Below are 17129 nucleotides of genomic sequence, written 5' to 3' on the forward strand. Positions count from 1 at the left end.
TTTATGAAGGGTGGTGGACGGTTATTACTGAAATGAAAAAGAGAGATATCGAACTTTCATTTCAAGAAAACACCTCCTTTTGCACTAATTATAAAAGAAATGATAAACGATGGAATGCACTCAAAGATTATTATGATTTATTTGTTTTTTACGATTTTCCAAACAGCTTAAACCCTTTTATCCCTTATCAATTGGGGGATAAATCAATACTGGTGCTTTCTGAGCCCCCAAGCGTCATCCCGAATCAATATGATTTGACGATCCTAAAAAACTTTGCTCGGGTATTGACATGGAGGGATGACTGGGCGGGAAACGAGAATATGAGAAAATTTTATTACCCTGTTCTCAAAAAATATCAGGGGGGAGATCCGTTTATAGAGCGGAAGTTAAGTTGTATGATTTGCAATAATAAGAGCTCATTAACCCCCGGAGAACTCTATTCCGAAAGAAAAAGAATCATTAAGTTTTTCAAAAAAGATTCACAAAATTTTGACCTTTTCGGAACAGGGTGGAATAAGAAAAAAATAGCCAATTATCAAGGCCAAATTCCATATAAGTACGATACTTTGAAACATTACCGGTTTAATTTTTGCCTAGAAAATATCAAGGGGGAAAAGGGATATATTACGGAAAAAATATTTGATGCTTTTGAAGCCGGATGTATTCCTATTTACCTAGGCCCTTCAAATATCGATGAATATATCCCTCATGATTGTTACATCAATTATGCTCAATTTCCTTCATTGAAGCATCTTAAACAGTTTATGTTAGATTTTACTGAGGATGAGTATCATCGATATATCGAGAATATTAAAAACTATTTAGAATCACGCGAAGTACAAAAATTTTCAGTCGATCATTATTCACAAATCATCTTGAAAGAGATTTTTGAACGGAGGCCAAGCTGCAATCTCCCTGATCAAGCCGGGAGCTCACGCGGCCAACGGATAGTGGTAGCCAATATGCCTTAACCGTCAAAAAATCTCCTCTATTCATCGAGGGATTTTTTTAATTACTTCAAATCAAATTCGTTTACAAATTCTGAAATCTTTTATAACCTTCCATCTTTTCATTCAATGGAGCGTGTATATGAGCAATTTTTTGATGCATTCTTTTGCGGTTTTACTTCTTTTTTTTACTTTCCCTTCTTTTGCAAGCATCAAAAAGAACCCCTTCAACATTGCAAAAACGTCAAGCGAGATAGCGGTTTCACGCAAATTTGTCGTTTTTGTCCCCTCCTTTAACAACGAAAAGTTTTGTGAGAAAAATTTGCAGTCGATATTCGATCAGACTTATGAAAATTATCGGGTTGTTTATATTGATGATTGCTCAACGGATGAGACTTTTAAAAGGGTTTCAAAAATCGTTTCCGAATCAGGTAAAATGGATAAAGTGATCATCGTCCGTAATCCGGTAAATCAAAAAAATCTGAATAACCTGTATGATTGTGCGCATAAATATTGCTCAGATGATGAAATCATCGTGAATTTAGATGGAGATGATTTTTTTGCCCATTCTGATGTGTTGAAGCATTTAAATGCATATTATCAATCGGATGACGTTTGGGTGACATGGGGGAGCTATATTCATTGGTCTACAGGGGCAAAAGGCAAGCACAGTAGGCCTGTGAGAACTAGAGCTCTACAACATTCAGTCATTCGAAATTTACCCTATTGTTATTCCCATTTGAAAACATTTTATGCAAAACTCTTTAAAAATATAAAAAGAGAACACTTAATGTTTAATAACAAGTTTATTCAACTGGCGCCTGATTTGCCAACAATGCTTCCACTCATTGAAATGGCGAGGACACATGCGTTTTTTATTCCCGAAGTGTTATATATCTATAATGATCAAAATTCACTCTCGGAACATCATGTCGTTAGAAGACAAGACTATCAAGATGTTTTCAAATATGTCTTTAGCTTACCGGCCTATGAGGCCATTCAAAAGAGAGACTGGTAAAATATAAGAATATGTATTGCTTTTATAAAAAGGTGTATCGTAAGTCCAACATCATAATGCTGTGTCTTTTAAGTTCTCATTTAAATTCTATGATTGCCTCTGAAACAGAGAGTCATGCTCAAACAGAACGGGTATATCATACTCAGATCAAAAAAGGTTTTTTTAAAAGAACGTTTAAAAAGCCCCCCGTTTTGAAAAAGGCACCTAAAAATAAGCCCTTAATCATTCCTAAGATTATCCATCAAATTTGGATAGGGGGAGCTCTTCCGGAAAAATATCAATGGATGACGGCGACTTGGAAGGAAAAACATCCCGACTGGACTTACATCCTATGGACAGATGATAAGGTTAAATATTTAGACTTAGTCAATCGTGATCAATTTGATCAGGCCCCAAATTATGGTGCAAAAGCTGATATTTTACGTTATGAATTGCTGGAGCGATATGGTGGGGTATATATTGATATTGATTACGAGTGCTTAAAACCTTTTGATCAGCTGCACTATGAGAATGAATTTTATGCCTGCGCCTTATCTCAATCTGAGGTGGCTAATGCAATCATTGGTTGTATTCCGCATCATCCTATTTTGAAACAGTGCATTGATCGGGTGAAAGGCGTTAAATTTGATGAAATAGATAACCAATCCATAATCAAATATGTTGGCCCTAAGATGCTTACTCATTGCATCTTTCGCTATTGGTGCCAATATAGAAAAAGCCCAATCACAGTCTTTTCAAAAGAATTTTCGTTCCCCATGCCGGCTCATAGAAGACATGATTACTGGAATGGCTTAGTCACCAATGCTGAAATAGAGGAATATCGCAATTCATCAGCCTTTGCTATTCATTACTGGGCGACAAGCTGGCAAAAGTAAACCATAATCTGAAAGTCTCTTGCAGGCAATTAGAGGACAAAGCCGGAAGAATTTGTTATCACTTGGATCATTATTGATTTTTTTTGTAGCTTAAAATTCATTGGAGTGATTATTTTTGAACTCCTCAGTTTAAAGGGGATTTTAATGAAGTACAGAGCTCTAGCAGCAATATTTTCTATTCATCTGGGAAATGCTTTATCCTAATATCGGAACCAGTGGATTCCATGAGTTTGCTTATAATCGATATTTTGTTGAAACAGGAACATTTTGGGGACATGGGATTGATAAAGCCTTACAAGCAAAGTTTAAATTTGTCCGATCCATTGACAATGATTCTCGCCTCATTAAATCCTGCAAGAGTCGTTTTCAAAAAAGTTCAAGAATCAAATTATATCAAGGAGATTCAAGTAAACTATTGTCAGCTATGATCAAAGATATTCATGAGCCAATTACTTTTTGGTTGGATGCACATAGATATCCTCCTATTGATGATGGACAACTTAATTCCCCTATTCTTGCAGAACTTGAGCAAATCTCAAGACATCCAATTAAATATTATACCATTCTTATTGACGATTTACATTGCTGTGGAACTGCAGCCTTTGATTATCTTACAGAAAAAGATCTAATTGAAAAAATAATGCAAATTAATCCTAACTACCATATCAAGCATGTTGCAGGGGGAGACAATGATGAATACCCCAACAATGTATTAGTTGCGTATATCCCTAAAGATTTAATAGATTAGATGCATTACCTTCTTTTTTATTTATCCTTAAAAAAATGATATTCATGCAGGGCTCCTTTGCTTTTTGTAAATGAGGTTCTTCCCCAGAAGACGATTTAAAGTGATAGGATGAGTTTATAGCAGCTGAGGTAGTGTATGCTTTTAGAGAAAAAGTCATAAAATTTGGAGATTATAGACCCGTCCTCTATTCAGGCCAGATATAATTGGCAGGAAGGAAATTTTTTAGGTTCGGGAATTTGTCTGCCTTAAAAAGAGCTTTGGAGCCATAATAACGATTAATATAGTTTTCTGGGTTTTTAGGGACATTAATTAAAATTGGCCCAAAAGCCATTTTTGATATATGAGAAACTTCATTTTGATACCAAAAACTTTGAGGATATGCACCTGTTGTTTCTGTATACCTTAAATAAATTTTTCCATCTTTTTGAAAGGTTGGGTATAACTCAATAAAAAACGACTTAAGTCTGCCGTCAAAATCAATGAATGTTTTCCATATCCGATATAAACCATGGTCATCATCGGTTGGCATAAGAAAGAGGTTTTCTTTCAAAAAAATTTCTTGCAAGGCTATGAGTTTATGTTCATCTTCTTCTTTAAATTCCAAATCGATGTCCCCATCCCAAGGAATAAATCCTTTATGACGCAATAGACCTAAAAGGGCTCCGCCATCTACCCAGTATATAATTTCATGATCAGATAGGATTCGATCAACAATTTGCATAGTATGATATAAATATCCTACTTGAATGGGGGACATGTTTTCAGAATAAATAGGATTAAAGATCAATATAAGCAATAGCTTTATTAGTTTTATGAATTTTCTGGCCATATCCACTCAGCTAAAATATCAGAATTTTTTTTTAGAGATAAATTTTCAAGAACATCCAACTCGTTCAAATTAGCAATATTGGTAGAAATTGGTCCAAATTTCGCTCTTTGAAGAGAACTAATTTCCGATCGTACTGTTGTTATCAGTATTCTGACTTTTTTAAGTTTTTGCATGTCATTTATATAGGTGTACCAAATTTGATAGCGATTGTTTGCTGAATTAGTTGGGTTTAAAAAAAAGTGATTTTGAGCTAATACATCGCGTAATTCGATGAGGGCATCTACATCAACACCAGGAACTATAAGTTGGATGCAATTATCTTCTTTTGTAAGCCCCCCGCAGATAAAAAAACTCTTAGTCATTGAATCAGACAAGTAGTAAGATATATCGTGCTTATTAAATATTTCATCTAATAACCCCATAGATTTATAAAGATGACCAATGGCTTCAGGAGTTTCCTTTTGGTTACTTGCAAAGACGGAAGTTATGAGAAAAACCCCAACATACAGCGCTTTGTACACAAAGTTATCCATACAAGTTTTTATTGCAGTAGTTTTCAGCATAGTTGTCGCATAAGTTAGAATTTCATGTAGCTATTGCCAAGCTTGGACTTAGATTTACATTTTTCTGGATTAAAAGCAGCTTATTAAATTTTTTTCTAGAAATTCCACCTCTTGAATCACTCCTGGTATATCTAAGCCGACGCTATTGATAATAGGCGGAGGTGAGGTAAATCAACCAAGCGGGGATACTGGGTGGATTAATGAGATGCTTTTAAATTTAGAAAAGTATAAAACTGAATCCAAACTGGTGATAGCTATACCAAGAGCAAATAGACAAGGCAGGCGGACCCAAAAAGTTGCAAAGTTGAGGTGAGGTAAATCGGCCAATCGAGGATGCTGCAGCGACAAAAAAACAACACTTGAATCACGAGCGGTATAAGCTGAAAACTATCGGATTTCACTTCATAGGAAATAAGTTAATGACATTAAATTTATTTATTTTAACTTTTTGTTTAATTGTTGGTTTGAGTGCAGAAAACTATTCACTAGATAATAATTTCCTACATCAGCTTATCTCAAGATATAATAGGCCGATAACATTTTTGGGTATCGGTCCTGATCCCACGGGCTGTATTAATCAAATGTCTGGGAAATATCAAGGCGTTTTTGTCTTATTAGATTCTATTACCCCATCAACTTCTTTTGAGCCCTGTTTTTCAAATTTCATGCACTTAAGAAGACCGTATACTTTAAAGTTAATAAGTCATTTGGTTGAATCAGAGCATTTTGATTTTGTGTATATTTGGGATGAGCAATTTGTGAAAGTTTATCGTTATATTTCGAGTCTTGGCAATTGTTCTGAAAATGTCTTAATCAAAATGGTTCCTTTTAGTAATCATATCATGAAAAAATTGAGTTCACAGGGTTTTTCATTAATTAAATTGAATGATCAGTCCGAAGAATTGTTTTTATATAAATCCAATAAAGTTAATTTTCAAAAGAGAACAACATGGTTTGAGGGGAAAACTAATACACCTACAGCAAGAGAAATTATAAGTTCTAGGGATTCAAAAGTTTTAAAAAAAAAGTACGGGGTAAAACCTATCATTTCTAAATGGGAGCCTGGAATTAATTTAATAACATTTAAAATGATGAGAGGGGGAATTCCCTTTACTGAAACTCTTTCTTCTGAAATGACGAAAATTTTGGAAATTTTCCATCGAGATTTAATGCCTAATAACATTATTGTTCAAGGAAATAAATTAACTTTGATTGATTTTGAAGACCCAAATATTAGTGAAAATCAATTTCGAACAATTATTACACCTGAATTTAAACAATTAATGAGTCAATTTGCTCTTGAGGAGAATGAGAAAAATATTCCTAAGATGTTCGAGGGAATTCTGAAATATAGTCAAATAGTATGTAATGGTGCAAAATAGTGAAATTAACGATAAAGATCATAATTGTTTTCTGCTTTTTGAATTCTCTTATCGCATCTGCTGAAGAGAAAAAATGCCATCGAGTTGTAACTTATGAATTAAGCAAAGGGCGATTTGGTGATCAACTTTTATGTTATCTTCATGCGAAGTGGGTTGCATTTAAGTATAATCTCCCAATTTTATACAAACCGTTTGCTTATTCTCAATATCTGCGGTTAGATGATTTAGAACCGCGGGTTTTAAAGCATGTCAATAGAAATTGTTTAGAAAAAAAAGTGTTGCAGCCATGTGTATATCTTGAAAAATTTCTAAATACAGGGGATAAACCAACACTGTATGTTATTCCATATTTTCCGGAATCTAATTGGGAAATGATGTTTTATGGGACAAGAAATAAGTGGCCATATTTTTTTGTAGACTGGACAAATGAAGGGTTTTTAAGAGAGATTAGGGGCCTAATTCATCCTAAGAAACCATTGAAATTAGTTGCTGTTTCTAAGGATAAAATCAATGTGGCTATTCATATCAGACAGGGAAAAGAATATGATGGAGAAGGAATAAGTGTTTTTTACCCTCTTAAATTCCCTCCCTTTGAGTTTTATGTTGAACAACTTAAAAACTTGCACAAGTTTTTTAATTATGTCCCCTTATATGTAAATGTATTCACTGATGATTCTAATCATTCAAGTTTAGTTGCAGCCTTTCAACGTGAATTTAATGGTCATCAAATCCAATTTGAATCAAGTAAATCAGATATACAAAATCAATTAGGTGTTCTAGAAGATTTTTTTTCTATGCTTCAATTTGATTGTCTAATTTATAGTGAGTCAAATTTCTCGCGTTGTGCATCAATAATTGGGGATTACATGCTTTCTATACGGCCAAAGGCCTTCCATTGGAAGGGGGGAGACTTGGTTATTGATGATGTAGATGTAAAAATTGGTAAAAAATTTTTTAAAAGTAGCTGTTATGAAGAGATTTATACTAAAGATTTTTTGGGTCATTATATTACTTGTTTTTTTTCATCACGGTGAGGGAACAGACAATACTCCTTGTCTCGCATTTGTACATATCGGAAAAAAATTGCCGGAATATTTGCCTATAGCAATAAAGCAAGCCCGCTTATTTAATTCTTGCCAAATTTTTATGGTTGCCGCAAAAACAGTGCTCCAAGAAAATGCTCAATTCTTGAATGAGTTTGCTGTGAAAGGTATTGCATATGAAGATTTAAATCCAACAGCGCACCATTCTTTTTTTATTAAACATTCTAAGCTAAATCGTTCTTTTAGAGAGGGGTTTTGGTTCTTTGCATCTGAGCGATTTTTTTTTCTTGAGGAGTTGATGAAGCAACAAAATCTATCTAAGGTTGTACATTTAGAGTCTGATGTCATGATTTATGTTGATATAGAAAAACTAATGCCCGTTTTATGCAACTATTACAAAGGAATTGGGGCAACTTTTGACACTGACACTCGATGTATTCCCGGATTCGTATTTTTTAACAGCGTCAATTCTATTGAGAAGTTGACTCGACACATGGCTACTTGTGTTCAAGAAAATTTAGATGATATGTATATAATGGGGGATTTTAGAAAAAAATATGGCTTGAATTGGATTGACACTTTGCCAATAGTTGATGAAGAATATATTCTAAAGGAAAAAGTTAAAAGTGTTACTCCTCAGATCTTTTGCAATCATGTGAATCAATTCAAAGGGGTTTTTGATGCAGCCTATTTAGGACAGTTTTTGGGTGGAATTGATCCGAGAAATGGAGATGTTAAATTTGGTTATGTCAATCCGCATTGCTTGATTAACTCATCAAAAATGTCCATTGATTGGGAGCGAGACCACGAAGAAAGACTTGTTCCGATTTTAATATATAAAAATAAAAAAAGAAGGATTTATAATTTACATGTACATTCAAAACGTTTGGAAAAATTTTATTCAATTAGGTAGAAAAGGAATACAAAGAGCTGGTTTTTTTTCTATATTTCTTTTTTTAACCTTTTTTTGCTTCCAAAACGTTAATTCTCAAATTCGTAATTCCAGTGCTCCATATTTAAGTGGAGATACATTCAGAGGAATTGCTGATTTTCTTTATGATGAAACTACAGTTTCTTTTGATCCGATGAAGGTGAAATCGGGTGATATTATTTTTGTGAAAACGGATATGCTAGAGGGTTTCTTTAATGAAAAACATCATCGAATTTTAAATCCCTATATTTTGATTTCGCATAATAGTGATGACCCCATTTCAGAAAATTTTGCGCGGTATTTAGATGATTCTAAATTAATTGTGTGGTTTGCTCAAAATGTAGATAATTATCGTCATAATAAATTAATACCAATCCCAATAGGAATTGCGAATCAATATTGGAATCATGGCTCTATCAAAACATTTAATTTAGCAAAAAAACGGGCAGCTCAATCTAGTAAGTCGTACCTTTTAACAATGAATTTTTCTAATGGATCATTTCCAAAAGAGCGAGTTCGGTTGTGGCAATTATTAAGCAATAAGGCCTATTGCTATACTCCTGAGATCAAGAGCCATCTAATGTATCTTTTAGATTTAGCTAAATCAAAATTTGTCTTAAGTCCTCGAGGGAACGGAATCGATTGTCATCGCACATGGGAGACGTTATATATGGGAGGGATTCCTGTTGTAATGAGTTCGACATTGGATGATCTTTTTGAGGGTTTGCCTGTTCTTGTAGTCGGAGATTGGGGGGAAATCAATCAAAAATTTTTAGAAAAAAAATGGATTGAATTCAGGAACAAGGAATTTAATAATGAGAAATTATTTTTTCCATACTGGAAAAAATTGATTTTAAAATACAAGAATGATTCGACTATAAAGGAATGGGGGGATTTAATTAATGAAATGCCGGAAATATATCAGGATATCCTTGTTAATAATAAAGTGATAAAGAAAGGGATTAGATCTTCTGAAGATCGTTATAATGCGATTAGAAAAGTTTTAGGTTCGCTTCCAAAAAATTTCAAAGCATTAGATTTGGGAGCATCTCAAGGGTACTTTTCATTTAGAATGGCAAATGAATTCGGCGCTCGTTGCATTATGATTGAAGATGGGTATCTAAATTCTGCTAAACACTGGAAAACAGGGGATTTACTTCATGGTCTATGCATGGCAAATAGTGAATTGAAGAAACTCACTTTGCTTAAGAAAAAAGTTTGTTTAAAAGACCTCGAAGAAATATCAAAGAAGGAAAAGTTTGATGTTGTTCTTGCATTCTCTGTCATCCATCACTTAAGGCACAGAAATTCAGATTCATTTGATACTTTTGATAAGGCTATTGAACACCTATTGAATTTAGCTCCTGTCGTATTAATTGAGAATCCGCAAAATACGGGAATTCATACAAGGTATATTCGAGAGAAGCTAATAAAAAATAATGGTAAGGTGATTTTTTCATCTAATAGAGGTCAATTATTATATGAGATCTTTTTATTTGATCGACGAAAGAGCCATCAAGTTGAATCTAGATGCACGGATTTATCTGCAGAGATATATAATAGTTTCAATGGTTCTTTTAAAAATTAGATTTAATTAGTTGATGTGAAGTTTTAGAGTGAATTATATGCATAAACTCATTTTATTAATGCTTGTTTTGTTGCTAAATGTATTTGTAGAGGGTGCAGGTTTTAGCGAAAATATTGAATATCCTTTAGAAAAGGGATTCATAGATGTGATTATTCCATCTGTTGAAAAAGATGTTCGGATTTTAAATCATGCGATTCGAGGAATAAGGAAAAATGGTAAGGATATTCGTAGGGTTATCGTTGTTTCAAAAAACAGGTTAAGTTGGGAAGCAGAATGGTTTTCTGAAGAGAATTATCCATTTACTAAACTTGATGTGGCATTTGCGCTTTTCCAAGGTGATAAGCAAGCTGCTTCAAATTATATTTCCCACCCCGATAATCGTATTGGCTGGATCTATCAACAACTAATAAAATTATATGCATACCAAGTTGTTCCGGATCTATCCAATAATCTACTTATACTTGACTCTGATACGGTATTTATAAGGCCAACAGAATTTCAGAATGAAGATGGATGGCCGTTATTTAATGTTAGTGATGAGTACCATATTCCCTATTTTGTTCATGCAGCAAAGCTTGTCCCGGGTTTATCAAAGGTGTTTAAAGAATTTTCAGGAATTACACATCACATGCTTTATCAAAGACCTGTATTAGAGGATTTATTTTCTATTGTCGAGGCCACTCATAGTAGGCCGTTTTGGGAGGTTTTTTGTCAGAAAATTGACAAAACGCAGCATTTTTTTTCTGGTGCTTCAGAATATGAAATCTATTTTAATTTTTTTGTGGCTCGAAGCCCTCAATACAAAATTCGCAAGCTACGTTCGATTGATGGACAATATAAGGATCTCAATAAACACTTTAAGCTAAGGTTTTTTGATTATGTTTCTTATCATGCATTTAAACAAACCACATGAAATACGAATTATGGTGCTATTCAAGATTAATTGAGGGATTAGAACAATAAATTAAATAAAATATCAAATTATGTTTGAGTAATATCTTAAAAGATATCAGTTAAACTATCACTAGGTTAAAATATGAGTGTATTATTTAAAAAGATTCAGTTTTTATTATTGAGCAATATATTAATGACATTTGCTTGGTCTTCTGAAAGAGAGGAACTTACTTATTCTGACCCATACGCAACTCATCAGCATGTCCTTAAAGAACTTATACTTAAGACAGAGGGTCCAATTATTGAATTCGGCTGTGGTAATTCAAGTACGGATCTTTTGCATGCTCTATGTAAAAAAACATCGCGTATATTAATCACCCTTGATGATGATAAGCAGTGGTTAGATAGATTCAAATTGAAATATTTAGGGGAGGGATATGAGAAGGATAATTCCGGATGGCACAAATTTTTCTTCGTTCCTGGTAAGAAAGATAACGGATCCCCAGATCATTGGATTCAATTTTTTGAGAATTGTGAGTACATTAATTCACAAGAATATTCTATTTGTTTTGTAGATCAATCTCCCTGGCTTGCTAGATATGAAACTATTAAAATATTTAAACACACCTCAGAGTATGTTCTCTTGCATGACTGTAATTATTTCCCAGAAAAAAATGTCTTTGGAAAAGTTATTCATCCTTTAGATCGCAAAAACCATATAAAGGGGGTGTTCGATTTTGGTGATGAATTCCCTTTTTTCAAAGTTTATTATCCAGATCATCCTTGGCCTGGAGATACAGGTCCACCAACTTTAGTGGGAAGTATGTCAAAATCTGAATTTCCTGAATTTTGATAATAAGTAGTTGCTCTGTTGCATAATTCGATAAACTATCAGGTTATTGACCATAAGGGTTTTAACAACTACAGGGAGCACAGACTCGACTTTAGGCTTTCTGAAAAAAAACATTCTTTTCATCACAAAAAAAAAGGCAAATCTTTATAAGTTAACTTTTTTTTCACCAAGAATAAAAGGTTTCTTATGTTCGATTTGCCTGCTGCAAAGTTATCTGTTCTCTCTATTTTTTTGCCCCTTTTTTTTTCGAAGCCCTCCTATATGAACTTTCTTGAGTTACTTCAAGGACATGTTCTATGCAAAGGAAAACGAACTATTTCTGAAATTTTAAAGTCTCTTGGTTTAAGAAACGTTAAAAATTACTCTAGATATCACGATTTCTTCAGGAAAGCTAAATGGTCAACTCTAAAGGGTGCTGAAATTCTTCTTCTCTATATTGTTTCATTAATTCCGGGAGAGATTGAAATTTCAGTAGATTCTACAGTTGAACGTAGAAAAGGACCTAAAATTAAAGGCTTGGGTATCCAAAGAGATGCTGTCAGATCAAGCAAGGGTAGAAAAGTCCTAGTTCCCGGGTTAAATTGGTTAGTTGTTGCAATCCATTTTAAATTTCCTTGGTTCAAACAAGGGGTGGCTTTACCTTTTTTATCAATTTTAATGCCACCGGAAACCCCTTTATCAACGTCTAAGAATACAAAAGATCTTAAAAAATCGAAAAAGCATAAAACATTGACTAAATGGACTTGCCAGGTTGCCATGCTACTACGTCGTTGGATTAAGCACCCAAAAAAAATCACAATTATTGCTGACAGTGCTTTTGCCACTTATGCTTTAGCAAACACTTGTATTGATTTAGGAATTACATTGGTTTCTAGAATGCGCCTAGATGCTAGAACCTTTGAATTTCCGGAAGAAAAGCCCAAAAAGGTCGTAAAAAACTCGTAGGTAAAAGATTACCAATGTTTAAAGTGATCCTAAAAGATCCTTCCATGGTTTGGGATACATTCGAAATATTATGGTATGGGGGAAAGAAAAAGAAGATGGATGTTTTAACCGGAACATGTCTTTGGTACGGTTATGGAATTCGACCTGTTCCGATTAGGTGGGTTTTAACTCGGGATTCTAATAATAATGGGGAAGCTGCGGTGTTGTTTAGTACAGATGTTAACATACTTGCAATTAGGGTAATAGAAGCATTTGTCCTTCGTTGGCAACTTGAGGTTACTTTTGAAGAAGCTCGACGCCATCTTGGAATGGAAACACAAAGACAATGGTCAGACAATGCAATCGATAGAATAACCCCATGTATTCTTGCATCATACTCCATTATCAACCTATTGGCATTGGCAACTGCAAAATCAAAAGGTGAAGATATTCCTGTTCAAACTAGCTCCTGGTACAAAAAAAACCATGTGACGTTTTCTGACGTTTTAGCTTATGTAAGAATGAAGATACTGAGGACAAAATATATGCACAGGTTCAACAAAAATAGCGAAATAGAGGATATAGAGCTCAAAGAAATCATCGAGCAGCTGGCGGCTGCTTAAGATTAGGTTTTGGCATTGCAAAATGTGTACTTATTTTTTACAGAAAGCCTAAAGTCGAGACAGAGTACACAGAGAAAAATCAAGAAAATGCACATTCCGGTGCCTCTGTGATCTCTGTGGTAAAAACTAATAATGAGCATGTTAGGTAAAAATGAATTATGTAACAGCGTCCAACTTAACTGAATTTAAGAGACCAATGTGCTGGATGACATTTATCTTCCTCTAATGAACTTAATAAAAGTAAAGAAGTGTATCATGCATCCGCAAAATAATGTCACCCGCTTGGCGCAAGCACGGGGCTTTTGTGCTTTCTTTTACCTTTGGATATAAGGGTATTGTGGTTGACTTTGAGCAGAATGCAATGATCTTGTGTAACCAAATCAATTGTTGAGAAACGAACTATTGTGATATGCTGCCAAACCAGCAGCAGCCCTTCCCTCAAAAGAAGAAACAAGAAACTGATGAAGCAAACAACTTTGACTTAAAAAGTTGTCCAACCAAATGGGCTCACTTCATAAAATTGAGTGTAAAAAATGAAGAAAACATATCTTTTTCTAGCATTGCTTAGTCTTTTTTTTATAAAGATCTCTGCAGGAACAATTTATTTTGTTTCTCCTTGTGCATTTAATGCAGGGGATTATTATAGCTGTCCTGATCTTTATTATGATTTTAAAAACTATCAGACTATTAAAATAGAACTTCAAGAATTTAAAAATAACGAAAAAAACAATCAGACCAAATTAAAAGATGCAATTATTATTTTTGGTGGTGGAGGAATACTGGATACAACAAAACCTCTATCTTCTTTATATAATAATATGGATTTAAGTAATAAATGTTTTCATTGGGGGTCTGGATCTAACCGTTTAAATGTTAATGAAATTGACTGGGAATTAAGTGCTAATTTCATTGATATAAAAAAGGATGTTTTAAAGCATTTTATATTGGTTGGTAGAAGAGATTATTTGGATAACTATTATAAAAACCATGTCTATGTTCCTTGTGTAAGTTGTAAGCTTCCATATCTAAAACAAAAATATGAAATAAAAAGAAGAATTGGCATTGTCAATCACGCGTGGCTTAAATTAATAAATAAACCTCAATTTCCTCAAATTAACATGAATTTAAAAAAGTATACAATTGAAGAAATTATAAGGTTTATAGGTGAATCAGAAGTTATAATTACTTCGTCTTTTCATGGCGCTTATTGGGGCTTGTTGTTGAATAAAAAAGTCATTATAAATGGAAATTGGTCAAGCAAGTTTGATACATTAAAATATCCTCTTGTGTTACTTTCAGATAACTTAGAAAAGGATATTCAAAATTGTGTTGTTCCACCAGCAGATTATCTAAATGAATGTATTGATTTAAATAATGCATTTTATGAAAAAATCATGAAATTAATTGAACAATATTAGAGGGCCTTTGTATGAGCCTATCCTAATAAATTCTGCAACCACATAAATATCAACCCTAACTGAGCAAAGGCATCCGACACATTTGGCAATCTTTCCCAGCGCATCAGTAGCCTTCTGCACTTTCTTTTTAGCCATGAAAAACTCCTTTCCACTACCCACCGCTTCCCTGCTGCCCTAAAGTAAGTGTATATCTCTTCTGTTTCCACTCTTGCCTTCCGGTTTTTTCAATATCCAATGATTGGCGGCGTTGTTGCAAAAGTCCCTAGAGAAAGTCCAATCAAACAGATCGTTTTGAATATGGAGGGACTTGTCCTCGCCTTTGGCGAGGATGGGGCCTTGCCCCTGCCGGCGAAAAGCCGGCTATAAGTCCCGACTCTTTGATTCTTACCTGAAAAATGGATAGCGAAAAATTCTTAAAATAAAGAAACTCCTTGTCGCCGACTAAAGCAAAGCAAGGAGTTCAAGTAGATGCGTGCACGCAACTGGTCACAATATAACACGAGTTTAGTAAAAAGAGGAAGCCTAACTTTTTATCTTGATGCTTCCCTACTCAATAACAAGAAGATAAAAACACGGGGCAGGCCCCGTGTTTTTGGCACTCCACTCATACAAATCTTATTGATACTAAAAGTTCAATTCTCCCTTCCATACAGAGCGTTGGAGGGCTTCAGCAAAAGCACCCTGCAATCTTTAGCAAGTGATCTTCTTCTCCCATCCTATTCGATAATCTGTCATAGGGCAAAAGAATTAGCCCGGTCTCTGCCTAAATTGAGTAACCACAGAGCATCCGTTGTCTTACTAGATGCCTCAGGTTTTAAGGTTTATGGAGAGGTTGAATGGAAAGTCAAAATGCATGGCAAAAGCAAACGACGTAAGTGGATCAAATTGCATGTCTCAGTCGATGAAGCTACTCAGGAAATTGTTGGTGTTAAAATCACAGATGGCAGTGTTGCTGATAGTAAACAAGCTGAGGATCTTATTCGGCAGAGTGGTGGTAGTGTAAAACGTGTGCTAGCCGATGGCGCTTACGATAGTCGCACCATCAGGGAGTATGCTGTTTAATCCCTCCTAAGAAAAAATGCAAGATGGTCCGATAGTAGCAAAGGGAGGGGGAAATCTGCAGCAGAAATGAGAGGTCTTGGTTACGATGAAATAGGACGTAGTCTATGGGGTAAGCTAACCGGTTATTCACGACGATCCCTTGCGGAAACAGCTTTTTCCCGTCTGAAAAAACTATTCGGCCCTGGCTTCTTCTCTCGAGAAGAAGCCAGACAAATCGTTGAAGGTCATATCAAATGCATGATGATGAACAAAATGTTGCAAGATATTGGATAAATTAACAATCAGTTAAGACAGCCTTATCCTCAAAATCTACTTTTGCAACAATGCCAGTTGACACCACTTTGCTATGGTGAGGCTACTCTCTTTGGCAAAGCTCTCTGGCTTGTCAAAAGTCCAGTAGGAATATACAAAAAAATATTAAAAACATCTTTTTTTATTTTTTTTTAATACTTCTATTTAGTATTGAGGTGCCCGTGAAAAGGTAAATGCGTCAAATTCAATACATTGAAGAGTTGTTCCCTGAAAAAAGCTAAAATAGCTTATAACTTGTTTAGTTTTTGTGTCTAATACACTGAAAACAGCACCAGGTCCCACTGGATATGGAACCAATTTACCATCTAGTCTGAACTGGTTTTTATTTGGGAATACCGGATCCAAACCATTAGAGCATTTCTTTAATAGCCAATTATTTTTATTTTCTGCAACTGCTTGACATGAAGATAAATAGTGTACTCCTCCAGAACTTACAAAATGATTCCAAATATGGTCATGTCCATTAAAAACCAAATCAATTTTGTATTTTTCAAAAAGAGAACCTAAGGTTTCGGCTAAAGAATTAATATTTTTTATGAGGAAAAATTTTTCTTTCGTAGTACAGATAAAATTAAATGGATCTGGATTCAAAGTATAAATGGGATGATGCATCATGACTACTCGAAACTCAGCCTCTTGAAATTCTTCACTGTGAAGCTCATTTAATAGCCATTGATATTGCTCGCTTCCTTCTTCTATTGGCACATAACTGAAATCCGATTGATATACCCGAGCCACAGGCAGCACAATTAAATATTGCTTTCCCATTTTTATTGAGTAATATGGGGCACGAGATGTCTCATCTAAAGGAAGAGAGAAAATATTATTGAAGAATTGCCACTCCGGAACTCTTGGATTTATTTTAATCTGCCCAAAATCTGGGACATCATGATTACCAAATGCAGGAATAATAGGAATGGTTTGAATCAATTCTGCTCCTTTGTAAATATCACCATTTATTTCAACCTTAGCCTTTCCCTGTAATGAAGCAAATAGAGCAGCAGAGTGTGTAAACCAATAGTCATATCGATTAATAGCATTTCCAAAATCTCCAGCATAAAATATAGCATCAAAGTTCCCTATAATATTTTTAGCTGCTTCAAGTTGAAGAGGGATTAA

Annotated in this window: 17 protein-coding genes and 1 pseudogene; 14 read left to right on the forward strand and 4 right to left on the reverse strand. The window is 34.5% G+C overall.

Annotated elements, in window-relative coordinates:
* The first annotated feature begins 32 nt into the window (after positions 1-32).
* From K9M07_05120 to K9M07_05135, 4 genes are all read left to right on the forward strand, one after another.
* The gene (locus K9M07_05120) at positions 33-971 is read left to right on the forward strand and encodes a hypothetical protein (protein ID MCF7852603.1); all 939 of its coding nucleotides are present in this window, start codon (positions 33-35) and stop codon (positions 969-971) included.
* A gap of 118 nt (positions 972-1089) precedes the next feature.
* Positions 1090-1965: a glycosyltransferase family 2 protein gene (locus K9M07_05125; protein ID MCF7852604.1), complete on the forward strand. Its 876-nt coding sequence runs from the start codon at positions 1090-1092 to the stop codon at positions 1963-1965.
* 89 nt (positions 1966-2054) lie between these two features.
* Positions 2055-2840 carry a hypothetical protein gene (locus K9M07_05130; protein MCF7852605.1) on the forward strand — a complete coding sequence of 262 codons (786 nt, stop codon included), beginning with the start codon at positions 2055-2057 and terminating at the stop codon, positions 2838-2840.
* 190 nt (positions 2841-3030) lie between these two features.
* Entirely contained in the window at positions 3031-3588 is a 558-nt protein-coding gene (locus K9M07_05135; protein MCF7852606.1) for a hypothetical protein, read from the forward strand.
* A gap of 184 nt (positions 3589-3772) precedes the next feature.
* On the opposite strand, the gene K9M07_05140 is transcribed toward K9M07_05135, so the two are convergent.
* Complete coding sequence (locus K9M07_05140) at positions 3773-4417, reverse strand: LicD family protein (GenBank protein MCF7852607.1); 645 nt, start codon at positions 4415-4417, stop codon at positions 3773-3775.
* A complete protein-coding gene (locus K9M07_05145; protein MCF7852608.1) occupies positions 4399-4980 on the reverse strand; it encodes a hypothetical protein in 582 nt (193 codons plus the stop codon). Before K9M07_05145 ends, K9M07_05140 begins: the two co-directional genes overlap by 19 nt.
* 419 nt (positions 4981-5399) lie before the next feature.
* Here K9M07_05145 and K9M07_05150 point away from each other — a divergent pair, with 419 nt between their 5' ends.
* The 9 genes from K9M07_05150 (at position 5400) to K9M07_05190 (ending at position 14636) form a co-directional block, all read left to right on the forward strand.
* Positions 5400-6362, forward strand: coding sequence for a hypothetical protein (locus K9M07_05150; GenBank protein ID MCF7852609.1), 963 nt, complete (start codon positions 5400-5402; stop codon positions 6360-6362).
* Positions 6362-7396 (forward strand): hypothetical protein, encoded by a 1035-nt coding sequence (locus K9M07_05155; GenBank protein ID MCF7852610.1) that lies wholly within the window; start codon positions 6362-6364, stop codon positions 7394-7396. The genes K9M07_05150 and K9M07_05155 overlap by 1 nt, the downstream gene beginning before the upstream one ends.
* Positions 7332-8318, forward strand: coding sequence for a hypothetical protein (locus tag K9M07_05160; GenBank protein MCF7852611.1), 987 nt, complete (start codon positions 7332-7334; stop codon positions 8316-8318). The genes K9M07_05155 and K9M07_05160 overlap by 65 nt, the downstream gene beginning before the upstream one ends.
* Positions 8275-9924, forward strand: coding sequence for a hypothetical protein (locus K9M07_05165; protein MCF7852612.1), 1650 nt, complete (start codon positions 8275-8277; stop codon positions 9922-9924). Before K9M07_05160 ends, K9M07_05165 begins: the two co-directional genes overlap by 44 nt.
* Positions 9925-9961: 37 nt before the next feature.
* Positions 9962-10837 (forward strand): DUF6492 family protein, encoded by an 876-nt coding sequence (locus tag K9M07_05170; GenBank protein ID MCF7852613.1) that lies wholly within the window; start codon positions 9962-9964, stop codon positions 10835-10837.
* A 123-nt stretch (positions 10838-10960) separates the two neighbouring features.
* Positions 10961-11671 carry a hypothetical protein gene (locus tag K9M07_05175; GenBank protein ID MCF7852614.1) on the forward strand — a complete coding sequence of 237 codons (711 nt, stop codon included), beginning with the start codon at positions 10961-10963 and terminating at the stop codon, positions 11669-11671.
* A 186-nt stretch (positions 11672-11857) separates the two neighbouring features.
* Positions 11858-12616, forward strand: coding sequence for a transposase (locus K9M07_05180; GenBank protein MCF7852615.1), 759 nt, complete (start codon positions 11858-11860; stop codon positions 12614-12616).
* Between the two features lie 14 nt (positions 12617-12630).
* Complete coding sequence (locus tag K9M07_05185) at positions 12631-13218, forward strand: hypothetical protein (GenBank protein MCF7852616.1); 588 nt, start codon at positions 12631-12633, stop codon at positions 13216-13218.
* A gap of 533 nt (positions 13219-13751) precedes the next feature.
* Complete coding sequence (locus K9M07_05190) at positions 13752-14636, forward strand: polysaccharide pyruvyl transferase family protein (GenBank protein ID MCF7852617.1); 885 nt, start codon at positions 13752-13754, stop codon at positions 14634-14636.
* A 17-nt stretch (positions 14637-14653) separates the two neighbouring features.
* Here K9M07_05190 and K9M07_05195 read toward each other — a convergent pair whose 3' ends face one another.
* Positions 14654-14842: a transposase gene (locus K9M07_05195; protein ID MCF7852618.1), complete on the reverse strand. Its 189-nt coding sequence runs from the start codon at positions 14840-14842 to the stop codon at positions 14654-14656.
* 262 nt (positions 14843-15104) lie between these two features.
* Here K9M07_05195 and K9M07_05200 point away from each other — a divergent pair.
* Positions 15105-15971: pseudogene (locus K9M07_05200) on the forward strand (IS5 family transposase).
* 183 nt (positions 15972-16154) lie between these two features.
* Here the strand turns inward: K9M07_05200 and K9M07_05205 are convergent.
* Positions 16155-17129 (reverse strand): metallophosphoesterase (locus K9M07_05205; protein MCF7852619.1); only part of this gene is annotated, 975 nt, incomplete at its 5' end.

This window comes from Simkaniaceae bacterium (assembly GCA_021734805.1).
GTDB lineage: Bacteria > Chlamydiota > Chlamydiia > Chlamydiales > JACRBE01 > Amphritriteisimkania.